24 protein-coding genes are annotated in these 20,744 nt (G+C 72.7%); 5 read left to right on the top strand and 19 right to left on the bottom strand.

The genetic code is table 11. The annotated features are described in order from the left end of the window. Positions 1–222: 222 nt before the first annotated feature. From trpA to hisI, 9 genes are all read right to left on the bottom strand, one after another. On the bottom strand, positions 223–1,038 hold the full coding sequence (gene trpA, locus ACFV2J_RS18780) for a tryptophan synthase subunit alpha (protein WP_385439601.1): 816 nt from the start codon (positions 1,036–1,038) through the stop codon (positions 223–225). Continuing rightward, positions 1,035–2,327 (bottom strand): tryptophan synthase subunit beta, encoded by a 1,293-nt coding sequence (gene trpB / locus ACFV2J_RS18775; protein ID WP_385086703.1) that lies wholly within the window; start codon positions 2,325–2,327, stop codon positions 1,035–1,037. The genes trpA and trpB overlap by 4 nt, the downstream gene beginning before the upstream one ends. Positions 2,328–2,626: 299 nt before the next feature. Continuing rightward, positions 2,627–2,845 carry a tryptophan biosynthesis modulator TrpM gene (trpM, locus tag ACFV2J_RS18770; protein WP_385086709.1) on the bottom strand — a complete coding sequence of 73 codons (219 nt, stop codon included), beginning with the start codon at positions 2,843–2,845 and terminating at the stop codon, positions 2,627–2,629. Positions 2,846–2,987: 142 nt separating this feature from the next. Further along, entirely contained in the window at positions 2,988–3,797 is an 810-nt protein-coding gene (gene trpC / locus ACFV2J_RS18765) for an indole-3-glycerol phosphate synthase TrpC (protein WP_385086700.1), read from the bottom strand. A gap of 167 nt (positions 3,798–3,964) precedes the next feature. Continuing rightward, positions 3,965–4,411: a DUF2752 domain-containing protein gene (locus ACFV2J_RS18760; RefSeq protein WP_385086697.1), complete on the bottom strand. Its 447-nt coding sequence runs from the start codon at positions 4,409–4,411 to the stop codon at positions 3,965–3,967. 87 nt (positions 4,412–4,498) lie between these two features. Further along, positions 4,499–4,750: an HGxxPAAW family protein gene (locus ACFV2J_RS18755; RefSeq protein WP_385086694.1), complete on the bottom strand. Its 252-nt coding sequence runs from the start codon at positions 4,748–4,750 to the stop codon at positions 4,499–4,501. 168 nt (positions 4,751–4,918) lie between these two features. Further along, positions 4,919–5,572, bottom strand: coding sequence for a TIGR02234 family membrane protein (locus ACFV2J_RS18750; RefSeq protein ID WP_385086691.1), 654 nt, complete (start codon positions 5,570–5,572; stop codon positions 4,919–4,921). 52 nt (positions 5,573–5,624) lie between these two features. Then, positions 5,625–7,112: an anthranilate synthase component I gene (locus ACFV2J_RS18745; protein ID WP_385086688.1), complete on the bottom strand. Its 1,488-nt coding sequence runs from the start codon at positions 7,110–7,112 to the stop codon at positions 5,625–5,627. 11 nt (positions 7,113–7,123) lie between these two features. Further along, positions 7,124–7,525 (bottom strand): phosphoribosyl-AMP cyclohydrolase, encoded by a 402-nt coding sequence (gene hisI / locus ACFV2J_RS18740; RefSeq protein ID WP_385086685.1) that lies wholly within the window; start codon positions 7,523–7,525, stop codon positions 7,124–7,126. A gap of 167 nt (positions 7,526–7,692) precedes the next feature. On the opposite strand from hisI, the gene ACFV2J_RS18735 reads away from it, so the two are divergent. Further along, a complete protein-coding gene (locus tag ACFV2J_RS18735) occupies positions 7,693–8,328 on the top strand; it encodes a TIGR03085 family metal-binding protein (protein ID WP_385086681.1) in 636 nt (211 codons plus the stop codon). Between the two features lie 310 nt (positions 8,329–8,638). On the opposite strand, the gene hisF is transcribed toward ACFV2J_RS18735, so the two are convergent. From hisF to hisD, 8 genes are all read right to left on the bottom strand, one after another. Next, the gene (gene hisF, locus ACFV2J_RS18730) at positions 8,639–9,394 is read right to left on the bottom strand and encodes an imidazole glycerol phosphate synthase subunit HisF (RefSeq protein WP_385086678.1); all 756 of its coding nucleotides are present in this window, start codon (positions 9,392–9,394) and stop codon (positions 8,639–8,641) included. Then, positions 9,391–9,789: a RidA family protein gene (locus ACFV2J_RS18725; RefSeq protein WP_385086675.1), complete on the bottom strand. Its 399-nt coding sequence runs from the start codon at positions 9,787–9,789 to the stop codon at positions 9,391–9,393. The genes hisF and ACFV2J_RS18725 overlap by 4 nt, the downstream gene beginning before the upstream one ends. Then, positions 9,786–10,511 carry a bifunctional 1-(5-phosphoribosyl)-5-((5-phosphoribosylamino)methylideneamino)imidazole-4-carboxamide isomerase/phosphoribosylanthranilate isomerase PriA gene (gene priA, locus ACFV2J_RS18720; protein ID WP_385086673.1) on the bottom strand — a complete coding sequence of 242 codons (726 nt, stop codon included), beginning with the start codon at positions 10,509–10,511 and terminating at the stop codon, positions 9,786–9,788. The genes ACFV2J_RS18725 and priA overlap by 4 nt, the downstream gene beginning before the upstream one ends. After that, positions 10,508–11,155 carry an imidazole glycerol phosphate synthase subunit HisH gene (hisH, locus tag ACFV2J_RS18715; protein WP_385086670.1) on the bottom strand — a complete coding sequence of 216 codons (648 nt, stop codon included), beginning with the start codon at positions 11,153–11,155 and terminating at the stop codon, positions 10,508–10,510. Before hisH ends, priA begins: the two co-directional genes overlap by 4 nt. Next, positions 11,146–11,310, bottom strand: a complete 165-nt coding sequence (locus ACFV2J_RS18710; RefSeq protein WP_385086667.1) for a hypothetical protein — start codon at positions 11,308–11,310, stop codon at positions 11,146–11,148. The genes hisH and ACFV2J_RS18710 overlap by 10 nt, the downstream gene beginning before the upstream one ends. An 85-nt stretch (positions 11,311–11,395) precedes the next feature. Beyond that, complete coding sequence (hisB, locus tag ACFV2J_RS18705; RefSeq protein ID WP_153291100.1) at positions 11,396–11,989, bottom strand: imidazoleglycerol-phosphate dehydratase HisB; 594 nt, start codon at positions 11,987–11,989, stop codon at positions 11,396–11,398. Further along, positions 11,986–13,113 carry a histidinol-phosphate transaminase gene (locus ACFV2J_RS18700; protein ID WP_385086663.1) on the bottom strand — a complete coding sequence of 376 codons (1,128 nt, stop codon included), beginning with the start codon at positions 13,111–13,113 and terminating at the stop codon, positions 11,986–11,988. Before ACFV2J_RS18700 ends, hisB begins: the two co-directional genes overlap by 4 nt. Next, positions 13,089–14,414 carry a histidinol dehydrogenase gene (hisD, locus tag ACFV2J_RS18695; RefSeq protein ID WP_385086660.1) on the bottom strand — a complete coding sequence of 442 codons (1,326 nt, stop codon included), beginning with the start codon at positions 14,412–14,414 and terminating at the stop codon, positions 13,089–13,091. The genes ACFV2J_RS18700 and hisD overlap by 25 nt, the downstream gene beginning before the upstream one ends. A gap of 173 nt (positions 14,415–14,587) precedes the next feature. Between hisD and ACFV2J_RS18690 the strand changes: the two genes are divergently transcribed. From ACFV2J_RS18690 to ybaK, 4 genes are all read left to right on the top strand, one after another. Further along, complete coding sequence (locus ACFV2J_RS18690) at positions 14,588–16,168, top strand: oxidoreductase (protein ID WP_385086657.1); 1,581 nt, start codon at positions 14,588–14,590, stop codon at positions 16,166–16,168. A gap of 172 nt (positions 16,169–16,340) precedes the next feature. Beyond that, positions 16,341–17,360 (top strand): hypothetical protein, encoded by a 1,020-nt coding sequence (locus ACFV2J_RS18685; RefSeq protein ID WP_385086654.1) that lies wholly within the window; start codon positions 16,341–16,343, stop codon positions 17,358–17,360. Between the two features lie 11 nt (positions 17,361–17,371). Further along, positions 17,372–18,112, top strand: a complete 741-nt coding sequence (locus ACFV2J_RS18680) for an LON peptidase substrate-binding domain-containing protein (protein WP_385086651.1) — start codon at positions 17,372–17,374, stop codon at positions 18,110–18,112. Between the two features lie 26 nt (positions 18,113–18,138). Further along, entirely contained in the window at positions 18,139–18,642 is a 504-nt protein-coding gene (ybaK, locus tag ACFV2J_RS18675) for a Cys-tRNA(Pro) deacylase (RefSeq protein WP_385086648.1), read from the top strand. Positions 18,643–19,206: 564 nt separating this feature from the next. On the opposite strand, the gene ACFV2J_RS18670 is transcribed toward ybaK, so the two are convergent. After that, positions 19,207–19,869 (bottom strand): AAA family ATPase, encoded by a 663-nt coding sequence (locus tag ACFV2J_RS18670; protein WP_385439587.1) that lies wholly within the window; start codon positions 19,867–19,869, stop codon positions 19,207–19,209. Positions 19,870–19,903: 34 nt separating this feature from the next. Further along, the gene (locus ACFV2J_RS18665; protein ID WP_385084943.1) at positions 19,904–20,725 is read right to left on the bottom strand and encodes an ABC transporter permease; all 822 of its coding nucleotides are present in this window, start codon (positions 20,723–20,725) and stop codon (positions 19,904–19,906) included. Positions 20,726–20,744: the final 19 nt, after the last annotated feature.

Genomic DNA, 20,744 nt, shown 5'->3' with positions numbered 1-20,744 from the left:
CTCTCTGGGTGTGGCGCCCCCCCCCCCCCCCCCCCGGGGGGGGGCAGTCCCCCCCCGGTACACCCCCCCCCCCCCCCCCCACACCCCCCGGGGGGGGCCCCCCCCCCCCCCCCGGTCCCAGGTCCACCCGTTCGAGTGAGCGGATTGTCCCTTACGTGCCTCGGTCGCCGCCCGTCACGTGCCGGGACCGCGGTCCTCCGTCACACGGGCGGACCGCCGCCGTCACCGTGCTCCGCGCACGCCCTTCGCCAGGTCGCCCGCGAGCGCCCGTACGGCTTCCAGACCCGCCGCCTCGTCCGGCGCGTCCAGCATCCGCTTCACGAAGGCCGAGCCGACGATCACTCCGTCGGCGAAGCCGGCCACCTCGGAGGCCTGGGCGGCGTTGGAGACGCCGAGTCCGACACAGACCGGCAGCGCGGTGGTGGCCTTGGTGCGCCGCACCAGGTCCTGGGCCTGGGCCCCCACCGACTCGCGGGTGCCGGTGACGCCCATCAGCGAGGCCGCGTAGACGAAACCGGAGCCCGCCGCGGTGATCTCGGCGAGCCGGGCGTCCTTGCTGCTGGGCGCGACGACGAAGACGGTCGCGAGCCCGTGCTTCTCGGCGTGTTCCCGCCACAGCGCCGACTCCTGCACCGGCAGGTCGGGCAGGATGCAGCCCGCGCCGCCCGCCTCCGCCAGTTCGGCCGTGAAGCGCTCGACGCCGTAGCGGTCGATCGGATTCCAGTACGTCATCACGAGCACGGGCCTGCCGGTGGCCTCGAAGGCCTCCCGGACGGTCCGCATGACGTCGGCGATCTTGACCCCGCCGCGCAGGGCGATGTCGTCGGCGGTCTGGATGACGGGACCGTCGAGGACCGGGTCGCTGTGCGGCAGACCGACCTCGACGACGTCGGCGCCGCCCTCGAAGGCCGCCTTGACCGCCGCGATGCCGCCGTCGACGGTCGGGAAGCCGGCCGGCAGGTAGGCGATGAGCGCGGACCGCCCCTCCGCCCGTGCGCCGGCGAGGGTGTCGCTCAACAGCTGGATGTTGCCGCTCACTTGGCGTCCCCCTCGATCTCGGCGTGCTCGTTGTCCGCGTCCGCGGGGACGGCCGCGTCGGCGCCCTCGTCGTACAGACCGAAGTAGCGGGCGGCGGTGTCCATGTCCTTGTCACCGCGCCCGGACAGGTTGACGACGATCAGCCCGTCCTCGCCCAGCTCCCTTCCGACCTCCAGGGCCCCGGCGAGCGCGTGGGCGCTCTCGATCGCCGGGATGATGCCCTCGGTGCGGGAGAGCAGGCGCAGTGCCTGCATGGCCGCGTCGTCGGTGACCGCGCGGTACTCGCCGCGGCCGCTGTCCTTGAGATAGGCGTGCTCGGGACCGATGCCCGGGTAGTCCAGACCGGCCGAGATCGAGTACGGCTCGGTGATCTGTCCCTCCTCGTCCTGGAGGACGTAGGACCGCGAGCCGTGCAGGATGCCGGGCTCGCCCGCGCTCAGGGTCGCGGCGTGCTCACCGGTCTCGATGCCGTGACCCGCCGGTTCGCAGCCGATGAGGCGCACACCGGCGTCCGGGATGAAGGCGTGGAAGAGCCCGATGGCGTTGGAGCCGCCGCCGACGCACGCGACGGCCGCGTCCGGCAGGCGGCCGGCGCGCTCCAGGATCTGCCGCCGGGTCTCGACCCCGATCACCCGGTGGAAGTCGCGGACCATGGCCGGGAAGGGGTGCGGACCCGCGACGGTCCCGAAGAGGTAGTGGGTGTGGTCGACGTTGGCGACCCAGTCCCGGAACGCCTCGTTGATGGCGTCCTTGAGGGTGCGGCTGCCCGACTTCACGGCGATGACCTCGGCGCCGAGCATCCGCATCCGGGCGACGTTGAGGGCCTGCCGCCGGGTGTCGATCTCACCCATGTAGATGGTGCATTCGAGGCCGAACAGCGCGCAGGCGGTGGCCGTGGCCACTCCGTGCTGCCCGGCCCCGGTCTCGGCGATGACCCGCGTCTTGCCCATCCGCCGGGTGAGGAGGGCCTGGCCGAGCACGTTGTTGATCTTGTGGGAGCCGGTGTGGTTGAGGTCCTCGCGCTTGAGGAACACCCGGGCGCCACCGGCGTGTTCGGCGAAGCGCGCCACCTCGGTCAGCGCGCTAGGCCGTCCGGTGTAGTGGACGAGGAGATCGTCGAGTTCACGCGCGAACTCGGGATCCGCCTTCGCCTTGTCGTACTCGACGGCGACCTCGTCCACGGCGGCGACCAGCGCCTCCGGGATGAACTTGCCGCCGAACGCGCCGAAGTACCCCTCGGCGGTGGGAACCTGACCCTCGGGGTCGGGAATGAAGAACTCGCTGGGCATGCGGTTACCTCGCAGGGGCGAAAGCCCCGGTTGAAGGTCGGACATGGGATCACATGAGCCATGCACGCACGCACACACACCGCGTCCTCGTCGGGCCGCCCGGCCTGAACCGGCGCGATCGACGGACCGGCAGGACCGACGGATCGGCAGGACCGGCGGACCGGCAGGACCGAGGACGTTCCCTGGGAGGTCCTCAGGGTGCCGGGACGGTCGCGGCCGCCGACGGGAATCGGCGGGCCGGAGCGGTTTCGCCCGAGGGCGGTCTGCCGCCGCCGGACGGACCGGCGGTCCGGACCCGCTCAGCCCGTCGGCGTGGCGGGGCCGGCCGGAGACGACGCGAGTGCGTGTGCGCCGGGGCGCCATCGCATGCCGTTGACCTGGCCCGGTTCGTCGCCGATGACATAGCGGACCCGGCGTCCGTGGACGCGGCGGGCCGGCGCCCGGCAGCCGCGCGGGCGGCAGCCACGGGCGAGCCGGGCGTAAGGGTCCCGGGCCGCGGAGGCGGCCGGGAGCGGCACGGCGGACCGCGCGCCGAGCCGGCCCGCGTTCACGTCGTGGGACGAGCCGGGAGCGACCGACCGCACGCGCACCTGACCGCCGTCCGGGCGCGGGCCCGGGCGGGGAACGGTGAGGGCGTGGGTCGGGGTGGCCACCGGTCCGTCAGCCCCGTCCGTGCCGCAGCGCGGGGTGGGCCCCGGCCGCGACGAGGTCGGAGACGGCGGTCCTCGGGTCGCGCCCGGTGACGAGGGACTCGCCCACCAGGACCGCGTCGGCGCCCGCGTTGGCGTACGCGATGAGGTCGTGCGGACCGCGGACGCCGGACTCGGCGACCTTGACGACGCCGGCCGGGATCTCGGGAGCGACCCGCTCGAAGGTGGAGCGGTCCACCTTGAGGGTCTTCAGATTGCGCGCGTTGACGCCGATGACCTTCGCGCCGGCGTCCACCGCCCGCTCGGCCTCGTCCTCGTCGTGCACCTCGACGAGCGGCGTGAGCCCGATGGACTCGGCACGCTCGATGAGGGACTCCAGGGCCGACTGTTCGAGGGCGGCCACGATCAGCAGGGCGAGGTCGGCGCCGTACGCGCGGGCCTCCCAGAGCTGGTACGACGTGACGATGAAGTCCTTGCGCAGCACGGGGATGTCGACCTTGGCGCGGACGGCCTCCAGGTCGGCCAGCGAGCCGCCGAAGCGGCGCTGCTCGGTCAGGACCGAGATGACGGACGCGCCGCCCGCCTCGTAGTCCGCGGCCAGTCCGGCCGGGTCGGCGATCGCGGCGAGCGCGCCCTTGGACGGGCTGGAGCGCTTGACCTCGCAGATGACCTTGACGCCGTCGCCCCGCAGGGCTGCCACGCCGTCCTTGGCCGCCGGAGCCTTCGCCGCGCGCTCCTTGAGCTCGTCGAGGCTGACGCGCGCCTGCCGCTCCGCGAGGTCGGCACGGACTCCGTCGATGATCTCGTCGAGCACACTCACGCGAGCGGCCCCCTTCCCTGACGGTGAACGGTTGAAGCGGTTGAGCCTGTCGACCCGGCACCGCCGTCCCGGCGGTCATCACGAGTCACTCCGATGGTATCCGCAGGAAGACCCAGGCCTCACATCCGGTTGACGCCGGTCCCACTACCTGGACATTTGTCATTTGATCAAGGGTGCAGCCAGCCACCGAAGGGCAGGTTCCGGACAACCGTGAAGACCAGCACCAAGGCGCCGACGCTCCACAGGTGCACGGACCCCAAGGCGGTCCACGGTGGTCTGCCGCGCGCCGCACGGACCACCCAGACGGTCCACAGCGCGGCGAACGCCACATAGCCCACGACGGCGAGCGCGTTGTCCGTGAGCGCCGTCGCGAGGTCACCGTGCACGAAGGCGTGCGCACTGCGCAGCCCGCCGCAGCCGGGGCAGTACACGCCCGTGAAGCGCAGCAGCGGGCAGACGGGGTAGTGCCCCGGCTGATTGGGGTCCACGGCCCCGACGTACGCGAAGGCGGCCACGACGGCCCCGAGCACGCCCGCCGGGACGCCGAGCCGCCGCAGTGCGGGCGGGACGCCCGTACGCGGTGCCCTCTGGGTTTCGGCGTTCACGTGACGCATTCTGCCCCTCCCGCGCGCGGGGCGCGCGGCGCGGACACGCGAGAGGCGGCCCCGGCGTCGGGACCGCCTCTGGAGAAGCCTCTCGGGTCAGCCCTCGGCGCCGACGGCCTCACGGACGGGCGCGGCGGGAACCGACGCGGTCCTGGCCTTCGGCTGGCCCAGACCCGCCGCCCGCATCACCATGCCGACGACACCGCCGAGCAGGACGATGACCATGCCGGCCCAGAAGCCCAGCGGGTCGGCCATCACCATGAAGGCACCGGAGACGCAGAAACCGATGAAGGCGATGATGACACCGGTCCAGGCGGCCGGGGTGTGACCGTGGCTGCTGCCCGCCATGACTTGCTCCTCGTTGCTGTGTGCGTGTGTGAGTCGGACGCTCACCGTCCATTGTCCCGTACTCGGACGTCCATCGTGAGCTCGGGGGTCGCTCCTCACACGTCTGATGCGTCACGTCCTGACGGAGTCCGGGGTTCCGGGGCCCGCGCAAGAACCGCGGGCCGGGACCTAGGTCCCTGCCGGATCGGGTCCCGTGGGGTCCTCGCCGCGGTCCAGGGCCTTCCAGAGGTCCTCGGGCCGGTCGGGGTCGACAGGTCCGGCCTTGCGCGGCCGGGGCGTCCCGTCCCGCTCGTAGCGGCCCGACATCGCGGGCCACAGCCGACCGTAGCGCAGGGCGAGCAGCCCCGCGAGGAGGATGAGGGCACCGCCCGCCGCCGCGACGTACGGCCAGCCGGTGTGGCTGAGGGCGTCCGCGGTGGCGGCGGTGTCGCCGGACGCGGCAGCGGCCTTCTCGTCGAGCGCGGAGTCGTCGCTCGCGCCGAGCAGCGCCGCGACGACCGTGCCCGCGCCGGAGAGCGCGAGCAGCGCGGAGACCAGCAGGCGTCCGGAGCGGCGGACGGCGAAGACGGCGACGAGCGCGGCGAGGCCCACCACGGCGAGCGCGGCGGGCACGCCCGTGACGTCGCTGCCCCGGGCGGCCAGCGGGAAGTCGCCGCCGGCGACCGTCGCCGTGCCCAGCGACCAGTTCCGCCGGGTGGCGAGCAGGGCCACTGCCGCGCCGAGGGCGCCGCAGAGCAGGGCGATGCCAAGGCTGCGGCGGCCTGCCCGGGCGGGGCCGGCGGCTTCGGATCGGGGGTGAGGTACGGCAGTCACGTACCCCACTATCGCCTGAACCCCGGGCGAACCGTCACCCGGGGTTCACGTGACCCTTGTCCTACTGCCCGAGCCGGTTGGCCGTGTGCACCGCGCGCAGGACGGCGGCCGCCTTGTTGCGGCACTCGTCGTCCTCCGCGACGGGGTCCGAGTCCGCGACGATTCCGGCGCCCGCCTGGACGTACGCGGTGCCGTCGCGCAGCAGGGCCGTACGGATGGCGATGGCCGTGTCGGAGTCACCCGCGAAGTCGAGGTAGCCGACGCAGCCGCCGTACAGGCCGCGCCGGGAGGGCTCCAGCTCGTCGATGATCTGCATCGCGCGGGGCTTGGGGGCGCCGGAGAGGGTGCCCGCGGGGAAGCACGCGGTGAGGACGTCGAAGGCCGTGCGGCCCGCCGCGACCCGGCCGGTGACGGTGGAGACGATGTGCATCACGTGCGAGTACCGCTCGATGGACATGAAGTCGACGACCTCGACCGAGCCGGGCTCGCAGACCCGCCCGAGGTCGTTGCGTCCGAGGTCGACGAGCATCAGGTGCTCGGCGCGCTCCTTGGGGTCGGCCATCAGCTCGTCGGCGAGGGCCTGGTCCTCCTGGACGGTGGCGCCGCGCGGCCGGGTGCCCGCGATGGGGTGCACCATCGCCTGTCCGTCCTCGACCTTGACGAGGGCCTCCGGGGACGAGCCGACGACGTCGAACCCCTCGAAGCGGAAGAGGTACATGTACGGGGACGGGTTGGTCGCCCGCAGCACCCGGTACACGTCCAGCGCGCTGGCGGTGCACGGTGTCTCGAAGCGCTGGGACGGTACGACCTGGAAGGCCTCGCCCGCCCTGATGCGCTCCTTGACGTCCTCGACGGCGTCCTGGAAGTCGGGGCCGCCCCACAGCGCGGTGTACTCGGGCAGCTCGGAGGGCGGCAGCGCGGCGGGAGGCTGCGAGACCGCACGCGAGAGGTCGGCCTCCATGGCGTCGAGGCGCGCGATCGCGTCGGCGTAGGCCTCGTCGACGCCCGTGTCGAGGTCGTTGTGGTTGATCGCGTTGGCGATCAGCTGGACCGAGCCGTCCCAGTGGTCCATGACCGCGAGGTCGCTGGTGAGCAGCATGGTCAGCTCGGGGAGCTTCAGGTCGTCGCGCTCGCCGGGGCCGATCTTCTCCAGGCGGCGGACGATGTCGTAGCCCAGGTAGCCGACCATGCCGCCGGTGAACGGGGGCAGGCCCTCGCCGCGCGGGGTGTGGAGCGCCTCGATGGTGGCGCGCAGGGCGGCGAGCGGATCGCCCTCCGCGGGGACGCCGACGGGCGGGGTACCGAGCCAGTGGGCCTGCCCGTCGCGCTCCGTGAGGGTGGCGTGGCTGCGGACGCCCACGAAGGAGTAGCGGGACCAGGCGAAGGAGGCGCGGCCGTTCTCCGCGGACTCCAGGAGGAAGGTGCCGGGACGCTCGGCGGCCAGCTTGCGGTAGAGCGCGACCGGCGTGTCGCCGTCCGCGAGGAGCTTGCGGCTGACGGGGATGACACGGCGGTCGGTGGCCAGCTTGCGGAAGGTCTCGAGGTCCATGGCGGATGACCTTACTGACGCGGTGACGCCGCGTCGGTGACGGCGTCCTTCAGCAGTACGTCGGCGTCGAAGCAGGTGCGCTCCCCGGTGTGGCAGGCGGCGCCGACCTGGTCGACGCGGACGAGGACGGTGTCGGCGTCGCAGTCGAGCGCCACGGACTTCACCCACTGGAAGTGGCCGGAGGTGTCGCCCTTGACCCAGTACTCCCCGCGGCTGCGCGACCAGTACGTGCAGCGGCCCGTGGTGAGCGTGCGGTGCAGTGCCTCGTCGTCCATCCAGCCGAGCATGAGCACCTCACCGGTGTCGTACTGCTGGGCGATGGCGGGGACGAGTCCGTCGGCGCTGCGCTTGAGACGCGCGGCGATCTCGGGGTCGAGGCTGCTGGGCCCGCTGGGCCGGGGCGTGCTGGTCATGGGGACCATTGTGCCGCGCCGGTGGGACGCGTCCGGCGGTTGTCCACAGGCCGGACCCCGTGTCCCCCGGTGTTCCGGGTGTTCCGGGTGTCCCCCAGGCGTCCCGGTGTCCCCGGTTTGCCTGCGTCCACTGGGCGGAGTGCCGGGGCGGTCGTAGGCTTGCCGCCATGTCGACCCATGCCAAGCGTGAACGACTTCTGCTCGCCGACCTGTTGGAGACCGCGGGCCCGGACGCACCCACCCTGTGCGAGGGCTGGAACACCCGTGATCTCGCCGCGCACGTGGTGGTGCGCGAGCGCCGTGCCGACGCGGCGGGCGGGCTGCTGATCAAGCAGCTGGCGCCGCGCCTGGAGCGGGTGCAGGCGGAGTTCGCGGAGAAACCGTACGAGGAGCTGATCCAGCTGATCCGTACGGGACCGCCGCGTCTCTCGCCCTTCTCCCTGAAGCAGATCGACGAGGCGTCGAACACGGTGGAGTTCTACGTCCACACCGAGGACGTGCGGCGGGCGCGGCCCGACTGGGCGCCGCGCGAGCTGGACCCGGTCTTCCAGGACGCCCTGTGGTCCCGGCTGGAGCGTACGGCGCGGCTGGCGGGCCGGGGCGCTCCGACCGGACTGGTGCTGCGCCGCCCGGACGGCCAGACGGCGGTCGCGCACAAGGGCACGCCGGTCGTGACCGTGACCGGTGAACCGTCCGAGCTGCTGATGTTCGCGTTCGGGCGGCAGAAGGCGGCCGACGTGGAGCTCGAAGGCGACAAGGACGCGATCGCGAAGCTGAACGAGACGAAGCAGCTCGGGATCTGACCACGGGGACACCGCGGGGACACGCTCCCGGGGCCTGACACCCCGGGCGATCCCGCCCTCAGGGTCGCCGCGCGGGCGTCATCGCCGCGCAGGGGTCACGGCCGCCCGGCCGTCATCGCCGCACGGCGGTATGGAGCACCGGCCACCCGGCCGCACCGCGGAGCCCCCGTCCCCGCCCCCGCCCCGCCCCCGAGAGACCCGGACGCGGCGATCAGGGCCAAATGGCGGCCGATCGCGGCGCCGGGTCCAGCGGGTTCGGCGAGTTCCGGCAGATTCGGCGGGCTCGGCGGGCTCGGCGGGCTCGGCGGGTTCAGCGCACCGGATGTCCCGCCTCCCGCAGCGTCTCCTTCACCTCACCGATCCGCAGGTCCCCGAAGTGGAAGACGGACGCGGCGAGCACCGCGTCGGCGCCCGCGGCGACGGCCGGCGGGAAGTCGGCGAGCCGGCCCGCGCCGCCGCTGGCGATCAGCGGCACGGTGACGTGCTTGCGGACGGCACGGATCATCTCCATGTCGTAGCCGTCCCGCGTGCCGTCCGCGTCCATCGAGTTGAGCAGGATCTCGCCCGCGCCCAGCTCGGCGGCCCGGTGGGCCCACTCGACGGCGTCGATGCCGGTGCCCTTGCGGCCACCGTGGGTGGTGACCTCGAAGGAGCCGTTCTCGGTGCGCCGGGCGTCCACCGACAGCACGAGGACCTGACGGCCGAAACGCTCGGCGATCTCACGGATGAGGTCGGGCCGGGCGATCGCGGCCGTGTTGACGCCGACCTTGTCCGCGCCCGCCCGCAGCAGCTTGTCCACGTCCTCGGCGGTGCGCACCCCGCCACCGACGGTCAGCGGGATGAAGACCTGTTCGGCGGTGCGCCGCACCACGTCGTAGGTGGTCTCGCGGTTGCCGGAGGACGCGGTGATGTCCAGGAAGGTCAGTTCGTCGGCGCCCTCGGCGTCGTACACCTTGGCCATCTCGACCGGGTCGCCCGCGTCGCGCAGGTTCTGGAAGTTGACGCCCTTGACGACCCGGCCGTCGTCCACGTCCAGGCAGGGGATGACTCGTACGGCCAGGGTCATGACTGCGTCGCCTCCCGGTACGCCTCCACCTCGACCTCGACGACCAGCCGCGGGTCCACGAGGCCGGAGACGATGATCATGGATGCGGCGGGGCGTACCTCGCCGAAGAGCTCCCTGTGGGCGCGGCCGACCTCCTCCACGTCCCGGGCGTGGGTGAGGTGCATACGGGTCCGCACGACGTCGTCGCTGCCGAGGCCGAGCTCCTCCAGCGCGGCGAGCGCGACACCGAAGGACGTGACCGCCTGCTCGTACGGGCCGCCGTCGACGATCGAGCCGTCGATCACGGAGGTGCAGCCGGAGACCAGCACCAGACCGTTGGGAAGTTCCACGGCGCGGGAGTAGCCGAAGCTCTCCTCCCAGGGCGCGCCGCTCGTGACGCGTCGGACGCCGCTCACCGGGCCACCGCCTCCAGGGCCTCTTCCAGCGTGAACGCCTTCGCGTACAGGGCCTTCCCGACGATCGAGCCCTCGACGCCCAGGGGCACGAGGGCGGCGATGGCGCGCAGGTCGTCCAGGGAGGAGACACCGCCGGAGGCGACCACGGGGCGGTCCGTCGCGGCGCAGACGTTCCTGAGCAGTTCCAGGTTCGGGCCCTGCAACGTGCCGTCCTTGGCGATGTCCGTGACCACGTAGCGCGCGCAGCCCTCGGAGTCGAGGCGCTCCAGCGTCTCGTAGAGGTCGCCGCCGTCGCGGGTCCAGCCGCGTCCGCGCAGGGTCGTGCCGCGTACGTCGAGGCCGACCGCGATCCTGTCGCCGTGCTCGGTGATCACCTTGGCGACCCACTCGGGGCTCTCCAGTGCGGCGGTGCCGAGGTTGACACGGGTGCAGCCGGTGGCGAGGGCGGCGGCGAGCGTGTCGTCGTCACGGATGCCGCCGGACAGCTCGACCTTGATGTCCATGGCGCCGGCGACCTCGGCGATCAGCTCACGGTTGTCGCCGGTCCCGAAGGCGGCGTCCAGGTCGACCAGGTGCAGCCACTCGGCGCCCGAACCCTGCCAGGCGAGGGCGGCCTCCAAGGGGGAGCCGTAAGAAGTTTCCGTCCCCGACTCGCCGTGCACGAGGCGGACGGCCTGGCCGTCGCGGACGTCGACGGCGGGGAGGAGTTCGAGCTTGCTCACAGTGTTCCGATCCAGTTGGTGAGGAGCTGGGCTCCGGCGTCGCCGGACTTCTCGGGGTGGAACTGGGTGGCCCACAGGGCGCCGTTCTCGACGGCCGCCACGAAGGGTTCGCCGTGCGTCGCCCAGGTGACCAGGGGCGCCCGCATCGCCGGGTTCGTGACGTCCAGGGACCAGTCGTGGACGGCGTACGAGTGGACGAAGTAGAAGCGCGCGTCGGCGCCGAGACCGGCGAAGAGCCGCGAGTCCGCCGGAGCCTCGACCGTGTTCCAGCCCATGTGGGGAACGATGTCGGCCTTCAGCGGCTCGACCGCGCCCGACCACTCGTCCAGGCCCTCGGTCTCCACCCCGTGCTCGATGCCCCGCGCGAAGAGGATCTGCATGCCGACGCAGATGCCCATCACGGGGCGCCCGCCCGCCAGCCGGCGGCCGATGATCCAGTCACCGCGGGCGGCCCTGAGGCCCTTCATGCAGGCGGCGAAGGCGCCGACGCCCGGCACCAGCAGTCCGTCCGCGTTCATGGCCGTGTCGAAGTCACGGGTGATCTCGACCTCGGCGCCGGCGCGGGCGAGGGCCCGCTCGGCGGAACGCACGTTCCCGAAGCCGTAGTCGAAGACCACGACCTTCCTGGCGTCGCTCAACTCCACACCTCCAGCCGCATGACACCCGCGACCAGGCACATCGCGGCGCCGATGGACAGCAGCACGATGAGGCTCCTGGGCATCTCCTGCTTGACGAAGGAGTAGATGCCGCCGAGGAGGAAGAGTCCGACGACGATCAGGATGCTCGACAGGCCGGTCACAGTGTTTTTCCGTTCGCTTCTGCGCCCGCGTGGCGGGGCGCGGCGGGCATCGTCGTCTGCGGCGCGGTGTCCGCGCGCGAGGCGCTCACAGCGCGCCCTTCGTGGAGGGGAGGATGCCGGCGGCGCGCGGGTCGCGCTCGGAGGCGTAGCGCAGCGCCCGGGCGAGTGCCTTGAACTGGCACTCCACGATGTGGTGGGCGTTGCGCCCGTAGGGCACGTGCACGTGGAGCGCGATCTGGGCCTGGGCGACGAAGGACTCCAGGATGTGCCGGGTCATCGTCGTGTCGTACTCGCCGATCATCGGCGCCATGTTCTCGGGCTCGGTGTGCACGAGGTAGGGGCGGCCGGACAGGTCGACGGTGACCTGGGCGAGCGACTCGTCCAGCGGGACCGTGCAGTTGCCGAAGCGGTAGATGCCGACCTTGTCGCCGAGCGCCTGCTTGAAGGCGGCGCCCAGGGCGAGGGCGGTGTCCTCGATGGTGTGGTGCGAGTCGATGTGCAGGTCGCCCTCGGTCTTCACGGTCAGGTCGAACAGACCGTGCCGCCCGAGCTGGTCGAGCATGTGGTCGTAGAAGCCGACGCCCGTCGACACCTCGACCTGGCCGGACCCGTCGAGGTCGATCTCGACGAGGACCGACGTCTCCTTGGTCGTCCGCTCCACTCTTCCGACGCGGCTCATGCGCTCTGCTCCTTCTTCAACTCACGGACCGCGTCCAGGAACGCGTCGTTTTCGGCCGGGGTGCCCGCGGAGACCCGCAGCCGGCCCGGTACGCCGTTGTCTCTGACCAGGACGCCCCGGTCGAGGATCTTCTGCCAGGCGTCGTGGGAGTCCGCGAACCGCCCGAACTGCACGAAGTTGGCGTCCGATTCGGTCACCTCGTACCCGATCGCGCGCAGCTCGGTGACCAGCCGGTCCCGTTCGGTCTTCAGTCGCTCCACGTAGGCCAGCAGCGTGTCGGTGTGCTCCAGGGCGGCCAGGGCCGTGGCCTGGGTGACGGCCGACAGGTGGTACGGCAGCCGTACGAGCTGTACGGCGTCGACGACCGCCGGGTGCGCGGCGAGATAGCCCAGGCGCAGCCCGGCCGCGCCGAACGCCTTCGACATCGTCCGCGAGACGACGAGATTCGGCCGTCCTTCGAGCAGCGGCAGCAGCGAGTCGCCGTGGCTGAACTCGACGTAGGCCTCGTCCACGATGACCATCGACGGCCTGGCCGCCTGCGCCGCCTCGTACAGCGCGAGGACGGTCTCGCGCGGCATCGCGTTGCCGGTGGGGTTGTTGGGGGTGGTGAGGAAGACGACGTCGGGTCGGTGCTCGGCGAGGGCCCGCTCGGCGGCGGCGGGGTCGACGCTGAAGTCCTCTTCGCGCGGGCCGGGGATCCAGCCGGTGCCGGTGCCGCGGGCGATCAGCGCGTGCATCGAGTACGAGGGCTCGAAGCCGATCGCCGTGCGGCCGGGTCCGCCGAAGGTCTGCAGCAGTTGCTGGATGACCTCGTTCGAACCGTTGGCCGCCCAGACGTTCTCGACCCCGACCCGGTGTCCGCCGGTCCTCGTCAGGTACCTGGCCAGCTCGGTGCGCAGCTGCACGGCGTCCCGGTCGGGGTAGCGGTTGAGGTCGCGGGCGGCCTCGCGCACCCGCTCGGCGATCCGCTCGACGAGGGGTTCGGGCAGCGGGTAGGGGTTCTCGTTGGTGTTCAGCCGTACGGCGACGTCGAGCTGGGGCGCGCCGTAGGGGGACTTGCCGCGCAGCTCGTCCCGTACGGGGAGATCGTCGATGCCGGTCACTTGCCTTCGGGTACCTTCCATCCGAACCTGGCCTTGATCGCCGCGCCGTGGGCGGGCAGGTCCTCCGCCTCCGCGAGCGTCACCACGTGGTGGGCGACGTCGGCGAGGGCGTCCTTGGTGTAGTCGACGATGTGGATGCCGCGCAGGAAGGACTGGACGGACAGGCCCGAGGAGTGGCAGGCGCAGCCGCCGGTGGGCAGCACGTGGTTGGAGCCCGCCGCGTAGTCGCCGAGCGAGACGGGGGCCCAGGGGCCGACGAAGATCGCTCCGGCGTTCCGGACCCGGTCGGCGACCGCCGCCGCGTCGGCCGTCTGGATCTCCAGGTGCTCGGCGCCGTACGCGTCGACGACGCGCAGGCCCTCGTCGATGCCGTCGACCAGGACGATCGCGGACTGGCGGCCGTTCAGGGCCGGGACGATCCGGTCGTCGACGTGCTTGGTGGCCGCGACCTGCGGTTCCAGTTCCTTCTCGACGGCGTCCGCGAGGGCCGGCGAGTCGGTGACCAGGACGGCCGCGGCCAGCGGGTCGTGCTCGGCCTGGCTGATCAGGTCGGCGGCGACGTGCACCGGGTCGGCGGTGTCGTCCGCGAGGACGGCGATCTCGGTCGGTCCGGCCTCCGCGTCGATGCCGATCCGGCCCGTGAAGTAGCGCTTGGCGGCGGCGACCCAGATGTTGCCGGGGCCGGTCACCATGTCGACGGACGGGCAGGACTCGGTGCCGTACGCAAACATCGCGACGGCCGTGGCGCCGCCGGCCGCGTACACCTCGTCGACGCCGAGGAGGGCGCAGGCCGCGAGGATCGTCGGGTGCGGCAGGCCGCCGAACGCGGACTGGGCCGGGGAGGCGAGCGCGACGGACCCGACGCCGGCCTCCTGCGCCGGGACCACGTTCATGATCACGGACGAGGGGTACACGGAGCGGCCGCCGGGCGCGTACAGCCCGACGCGGTCGACCGGCACCCACTTCTCGGTGACCGAGCCGCCCGGCACGACCTGGGTGGTGTGCGAGGTGCGGCGCTGCGCGCGGTGGACCAGGCGGGCCCGGCGGATGGACTCCTCCAGGGCCGCGCGTACCGCCGGGTCGAGCCGCTCCAGGGCGTCCGTGAGGGCCTGGGCCGGGACCCGCACGGCTTCCAGCCGAACGCCGTCGAACCTCTCCGCGTAGTCGATCAGCGCCGCGTCCCCGCGATGATGCACGGCCTCGCAGATCGGACGCACCTTCTCCAGGGCGGCCGATACGTCGAAGTCGGCTCGGGGCAGCAGGTCGCGCAGGGCGGTGCCTTCGGGGAGGGCGTCGCCGCGCAGATCGATTCGGGAGATCACGTAGGCAATTCTCTCAGACCGAGATAAGGCGCCGGTCGCCTGTATCAATGGCTGATACAAGCCACCCGCCCCTCCCCCGGCACATCGTCGTCACCAGTAGCGTTCGGCCTGTCACACAACGGGCATGAACGATTGTACGAACCCGCGAGTAGCCGGGGAGGAAGGGAAGCACTGTGACCGAGGGTGCCGGCATCCGCACCGGGGACCTGCCGGACGAACTGACCGCCGCCGAGGCCGGGATGTGGCAGGCCTTCCGCAACGGCAGCGTGTACGACCTGCGTGACGGGGACACCGCCGTGGACGATCCGCACGGCGGCCACCCCTGGGGGCCCGAGCGCAGTGTGCGGGCGCGGATCGTGGCGTGGCTGCTGCTCGACGGGCCGCCCGCCCTCCAGGGCCGGGTCGCCTCGCTGAAGCTGACCGGCGTGCAGATCAGCGACGTCCTGGACCTCGCGGGCGGCACCGTGGTGCCGTACGTCGAGCTGAAGGGCTGCCGGTTCGAGAAGGAGATCCTGCTGCCGGAGGCCCGCTTCACGACCGTACGCCTGGTCGACTGCTCGGTGCCGCGCCTGGAGGCGGCCCGGGTGCACACGGAGGGCGACCTGCATCTGCCGCGCTGCCGCTTCCACAACGGCGTACGGCTGACCGACGCGCACATCGGCACCGACCTGATGCTGAACCAGGCCGTGGTCTACCGGGACCGGCGCGGTCGCTCGATCACCGGTGACGGCATGACCGTGGGGCAGGACCTCCAGGCGGAGATGCTGGAGTCGCACGGTGAGCTGAGCCTGCGCGGCGCGACCGTCGGTGTCTCGCTCAGTCTGCGCGGCAGCAGCCTGAGCAATCCGTACACCCGGCTCGCCCTGAACGCCCCCCAGCTGACCGTCAACCGCACGCTCTACATGACACCCGCGGCCGTCGGCGCGCCCTGGCTGACGAGCGGCACCACCCCGGCGCGCGGCACGCTGGTGCAGCGGTTCGAGTGCCGGGGCGGCATACGGCTGGACGACGGGCGGTTCGGGGACGCGGTCGACTTCGAACGGGCCCGCTTCACCTTCGACGACGACCAGGAGCTGTCACTGCTGCGGGTGCAGACACCCGAACTTCGCTTCCTCGGGGAGCGGCCCGAGCGGGGCAAGGTCGTGCTGTCCGGCGCGCGGATCGTCAACCTGGTCGACCGCGCGGACAGCTGGCCCCAGCCGGGCAACCTGCACATGGGCGGCTTCAGCTACGAGAATCTCGTGCCCCAGGGCGCGTTCCCGCTGACGCGGCGCCTGGAGTGGGTGGCGGCGGCGACCGCCGAGTACAACCCGGAGCCGTACGAACGGCTGGCCACCGTGCTGCGCGACTCCGGCGAGGACGAGGACGCGCGCGAGGTACTGCTCGCCAAGCAGCGCCGGCGCCGCGAGACGCTGCCCCTCGCGGCCAAACTGTGGGGGTACGCGCAGGACTGGACGGTCGCCTACGGGTACCGGCCCGGCCGCGCGGCCCTGTGGATGGCGCTGCTCTGGGCGGCGACGTCGATCGCCTTCTCGCACGCGAGCCATCCGCCGGTCGACCACGGCGGACATCCGCCGTGGAACGCGGCGCTGTTCGCCCTGGACCTGCTGCTGCCCGTGATCGACCTCGGCCAGGTGGGCGTCTGGCAGCTGAGCGGCGGCTGGCAGTGGCTGGCCGCCGTGGTGATCCTGCTCGGCTGGATCCTGGCGACGACGGTGGCGGCGGGGGCGACCCGCCTGCTGCGGCGGAGTTGACGGCGGCGGGGTCCGGGGCGCGGCCGCTATTGTTGACCAGGGTTCAATAGCTGAGAAACGGTCATCTTTTACCCATCCTTGACCGTTTGGCGTACAACCATTCGACGGTTACGAAAGCGTCACCGCGCCCCTCTGGCACAGCCCCGACCTGCGGCTTTCAATGGTCGACACCATGGCACTGCTGCGCGCGTTCCTCCGTACGGCCCGGATGGCCCGGAACTCCTCGCGACTCACCGCCGGGCTGCCCTCCGACGACGAGGTACTGCTGGACGCCCCCGACGACCGGCTCGGCCCGGCGCTGGTCGGCGCGGGCCGCGGCGAGTACGGCGCCACGGCCAAGCTGCTCGCCACCACTCGCGAGGCCGCCGAGTGGGAGAACCGCGACCGGTACACGATGCGTCTCGCCGCCTTCGCGCGCTGCCGCGGCGAATGGCTCGACGCCTGGCAGGGCGACTCCCCGCACGACCCGGACGCGCTGCTGGTCAAGGCCGAACTCGCGGTACGCCGCTGGTGGGACTCGCCCGCCCGCGCCGAGCTGCTGCGCCAGGTCGGCCCGCTGATCACGGCCGCCGCCGAGGGCGACCCGCACGACCCGGTGCCGTGGCGGATCGCGCTCGACCACGCCAGGGGGACCAACGCCGGGCACACCGAGTTCGAGAAGCTGTGGGGCGAGGCCGTACGCCGCTCCCCGCACCACTACGGATGCCACGTCGCCGCCCTGAAGTACCTCTCCGCCGCCTGGTACGGCTCGCACCACGAATGCTTCGACTTCGCCGAGCGGGCCGCCCAGGACGCGCTGCCCGGCTCCCTGGTGCAGGCCCTGCCGGTACGCGCGGCCTTCGCGTTCCTGACCGAGGGCGGCGGGGCCGTGGTGGGGCGCGAGCGGCTCGACGCGGCGGCCGACCTCGCCATCGCGGTCTCGGCGGCCTACGGGCCCGCCGATCCGTGGCCCGCCGAGGTCCGCAACCTGCTCACCTACGTCCTGATCAGGCTGGAACGCTGGACGGACGCCCTCGAACAGCTCCGGCTGATCGGTCCCTACGCCACCTCGTTCCCCTGGGACCGGGTCTCGGACGACCCCCTGGGCCAGTTCCTGGAACTGCGCGACGGGGTACGTCTGGAGGTCGCGTCCCGCATGCCCGTACATCCACGGAGTGAGCACGGCGGACGCGCTCCCTCCGGCGACCATTAGGCTTGCCCGTCGTGACCACCGTCCGGCTCCCCCTCTTCCCGCTGAACTCGGTACTGTTCCCGGGCCTCGTGCTTCCTCTGAACATCTTCGAGGAGCGCTATCGCGCCATGATGCGCGATCTGCTGAAGACCCCCGAGGACGAACCGCGCCGGTTCGCCGTCGTCGCGATCCGCGACGGCCACGAGGTCGCGGCGAGCGGCCCCGGCATGCCGGACCAGACCGCCGTACCCGCCCGCGGGCCCGCCGCCGGCTTCGGCGACAACCCCCTCCTCGCCTTCCACGAGGTCGGCTGCATCGCGGACGCGGCCACCATCCGCGAGCGTGCCGACGGCAGTTTCGAGGTACTGGCCACCGGGACCACCCGGGTACGACTGCTGTCCGTGGAGGCCTCCGGCGCGTTCCTCACGGCCGAGCTGGAGGAACTGCCGGAGGAGCCGGGCGAGGAGGCGGGCGCGCTCGCCGAAGGCGTCCTGCGCGCCTTCCGCCAGTACCAGAAGCGGCTCGCCGGCGCCCGCGAGCGTTCCCTGTCCACCGGCGCCGACCTCCCCGACGAACCGGCCGTGGTCTCCTACCTGGTGGCGGCCGCCGCGATGCTGGACATCCCGGCGAAGCAGAAGCTGCTCCAGGCCTCCGACACCGCCTCCCGCCTCCGCGAGGAGCTGAAACTCCTGCGCGCCGAGACCGCGATCATCCGTAACCTGCCGTCGTTGCCGGCGTCGGACCTGACGCGCGGCCCGACGAGCCTGAACTGACACACCTCGCGCATCCGGGAAGGCCGATGGCGAAGAAGCCGAAGAAACAGCAGCAGTCCGGGGGCACCCCCGCGACCGTCGCCCTGACGGCGGCGGGCGTCGCGTACACGGTGCACGCCTACGAGCACGACCCCGCGCACCCCTCCTACGGCGAGGAGGCGGCCGAGGCGATGGGCGTCTCCCCCGACCGGGTCTTCAAGACCCTGGTCGCGGACGTGGACGGCGCCCTCGTCGTCGCGGTGGTCCCGGTCGCCGGCTCCCTGGACCTGAAGGCCCTCGCCACCGCGGTGGGCGGCAAACGGGCGGCGATGGCGGACCCGGCGGCCGCCGAACGCACGACGGGCTACGTCCGCGGCGGCATCTCGCCCCTGGGCCAGCGCAAGAGACTCCGTACGGTGCTGGACGCGTCCGCTCGGCTGCACGAGACGATCTGTGTCTCGGCGGGGCGGCGCGGCCTGGAGGTCGAACTCTCCCCCGACGACCTCGCGGCCCTCACGGAGGCCGTACGCGCCCCTGTCGCCCGGGACTGAACCGGGTCCCGCCGACACCTGGGGGCTGCCGCCCCCAGACCCCCGCTTTCGGCCTGAACGGCCTCGTCCTCAAACGCCGGACGGGCTGAAAGACATACCCCCGCCCGGAACCATCCAGAACCGACCAGCACGGGCCCGCATCGCCGGCACGGGCCGGAGCGCTCCAGCCCGTCCGCAACCCTGCGGCGCAGGCCCGCATCCCCAGCACGGGCCGAGCGCTCCACCCCATCCGCAACCCTTCGGCGCAGGCCCGCATCCCCAGCACGGGCCGAGCGCTCCACCCCGCCCGCAACCTTCCGGCGCGGGCCCGCACCTCCAGCACGGACCGAGCGCTCCACCTCATCCGCAACCCTTCGGCGCGGGCCCGCATCCCCAGCACGGGCCGAACACTCCAGCCCGCCCGCAACCTTCCGGCGCAGGCCCACACCCTCAGCCCGTCCGGCGTTTGAGGACGAGCCCCTCGGGCGAAGCGGGGGTCCAGGGGGCGCAGCGCCCCTGGCGGGGGTCTGGGGGCGGAGCCCCCAGGTACGGGACGGGTAGGGCCGCAACCCCGCCCGGTGGCCCTCAGCCCGCCGGAGGCCCCGCCGGAAACTCCGGGTACGGACTTTCGTAGGGATCCGGATCCCGCGGCCCGAACAACGCGGTCAACCCCAGATGCACCACCAACGCACCCAAGGGCCACGCCAGCAACGCCCCCTTCGCCCCCAACTTCAACGGCGCCGAGAAGGTCACCCCCTTGCCCACGGCCTTGGCATGGGCGACCACGTTCTGCGTGGGCCCCAGGTACACCCCGAGCCGCCAGGCCAGCAGCGACCCGAGCAGACCGCCGACGGCGAGCCCGACGACCAGCGGCACACCCCCGCGTCGCCGTACCAGGAACACCACGGCCGCACTGACCACCCCGAACGCGAGCGCCAGCAGCGTGAACGTTCCGTCCACCCCGATGGCCTGCTCCCCCTCGGTGTCCTTGAGGTACACGGCGGTGTCGTCCGCGATCAGCGGCACGTGCGGCGCGAGCCACCACCACAGCACGCCGAGGAGCACCCCCGCCAGCGCCACCGCCACCGTGACGACGGCGGCCTCCAGCACTTCGGTCCTCGTCCCGGGCCCGTCCTTTTCGTACCCGGCGTGCCCGGCGGCGCCACCGGCGGGCGGAGCCTGCCACCCATGGGCGTCGTCCGAGGGCTGATGGTGCGGCGGCGGAGGCGGAGTCAGCGGTGCGGTCACCCTGACATCGTGCCAGGCCCGGCTGTCGGCCGCGTCACCGGACGGCCGCCCGGCGGTACGCCCAGGTCGCCACGGCCAGCGAGGCGACCCCGACGCCCGCGCAGACGGCGAGGTCACCGAGGACGAAGGTCCAGTCCGGATGCGCCCCGAAAGTACGCGCGAAGGCCTCGACGCCGTACGTCGAGGGCAGCAGGTCACGCCCGTACTGCACGGCCGTCGGCAGCCGGTCGGCCGGGAGCACCCCCAGCAGCAGCGCCGCGGACATGCCCAGCTGCCCGAGCAGCGTCGCGAGTTCGGGCCGCGGCGCGAGCAGCCCGAGCGCCGCCCCCAGCCCGGCCAGCGCCGCGCCCGCGAGCGGGATCACCGCCACGAGCACCCACAGGTGGGCCATCGGCAGACCGAAGAGCACACAGCCGAAGACGGCGGTGGCGACGGTCCCGGGCACGGTGAAGGACGCGTACGCGCCCGCGGCACCGAGCACGACGGCCGCCGGCGGCACCGGCAGGGTCGCGTAGTGGTCGAGGCCGCCGCTGGACCGCAGGTGCCCGAAGTACTGCGCGAGGAGGTTGAGCGCGACGAAGGCGACCACCAGGACCGTCGCCCCGGCCACCACGGCCCGCGCCTCGCCCCCGCCGTCCACCACACCCCGCATCAGGATCATGATCCCGACGGACTGGAAGGTGGCCACGAACAGCAGCGGGATCCGCGCCACGCGTGCCCGGGACAGCTGCGCCCGGTACACGGCGGCGAGGGAGGGCCACAGCCGCGCCCTCGGCCCGAGTTCCACGGCGTCACCGATCTCCTCGGCCACGGACAGCGCGCTGCCCGGCAGCACCTCGGCGGGTACGACACTCACGTCGAGCTGCTCCTCTTCG

The sequence above is a fragment of the Streptomyces sp. NPDC059668 genome (genome assembly GCF_042734135.1).
Classification (GTDB): Bacteria; Actinomycetota; Actinomycetes; order Streptomycetales; family Streptomycetaceae; genus Streptomyces.
This window is presented reverse-complemented; position numbering and strand designations above follow the sequence as displayed.

Excerpts from the sequence above, each read along its gene's own strand:
- ACFV2J_RS18760 (WP_385086697.1), bottom strand. The coding sequence starts at position 4,411 with ATGCGTCACGTGAACGCCGAAACCCAGAGGGCACCGCGTACGGGCGTC.
- ACFV2J_RS18755 (WP_385086694.1), bottom strand. The coding sequence starts at position 4,750 with ATGGCGGGCAGCAGCCACGGTCACACCCCGGCCGCCTGGACCGGTGTC.
- ACFV2J_RS18685 (WP_385086654.1), top strand. The coding sequence starts at position 16,341 with ATGGCACTGCTGCGCGCGTTCCTCCGTACGGCCCGGATGGCCCGGAAC.
- ACFV2J_RS18735 (WP_385086681.1), top strand. The coding sequence starts at position 7,693 with ATGTCGACCCATGCCAAGCGTGAACGACTTCTGCTCGCCGACCTGTTG.
- trpB (WP_385086703.1), bottom strand. The coding sequence starts at position 2,327 with ATGCCCAGCGAGTTCTTCATTCCCGACCCCGAGGGTCAGGTTCCCACC.
- hisF (WP_385086678.1), bottom strand. The coding sequence starts at position 9,394 with ATGACCCTGGCCGTACGAGTCATCCCCTGCCTGGACGTGGACGACGGC.
- ybaK (WP_385086648.1), top strand. The coding sequence starts at position 18,139 with ATGGCGAAGAAGCCGAAGAAACAGCAGCAGTCCGGGGGCACCCCCGCG.
- hisI (WP_385086685.1), bottom strand. The coding sequence starts at position 7,525 with ATGACCAGCACGCCCCGGCCCAGCGGGCCCAGCAGCCTCGACCCCGAG.
- ACFV2J_RS18745 (WP_385086688.1), bottom strand. The coding sequence starts at position 7,112 with ATGGACCTCGAGACCTTCCGCAAGCTGGCCACCGACCGCCGTGTCATC.
- ACFV2J_RS18700 (WP_385086663.1), bottom strand. The coding sequence starts at position 13,113 with ATGGAAGGTACCCGAAGGCAAGTGACCGGCATCGACGATCTCCCCGTA.
- hisB (WP_153291100.1), bottom strand. The coding sequence starts at position 11,989 with ATGAGCCGCGTCGGAAGAGTGGAGCGGACGACCAAGGAGACGTCGGTC.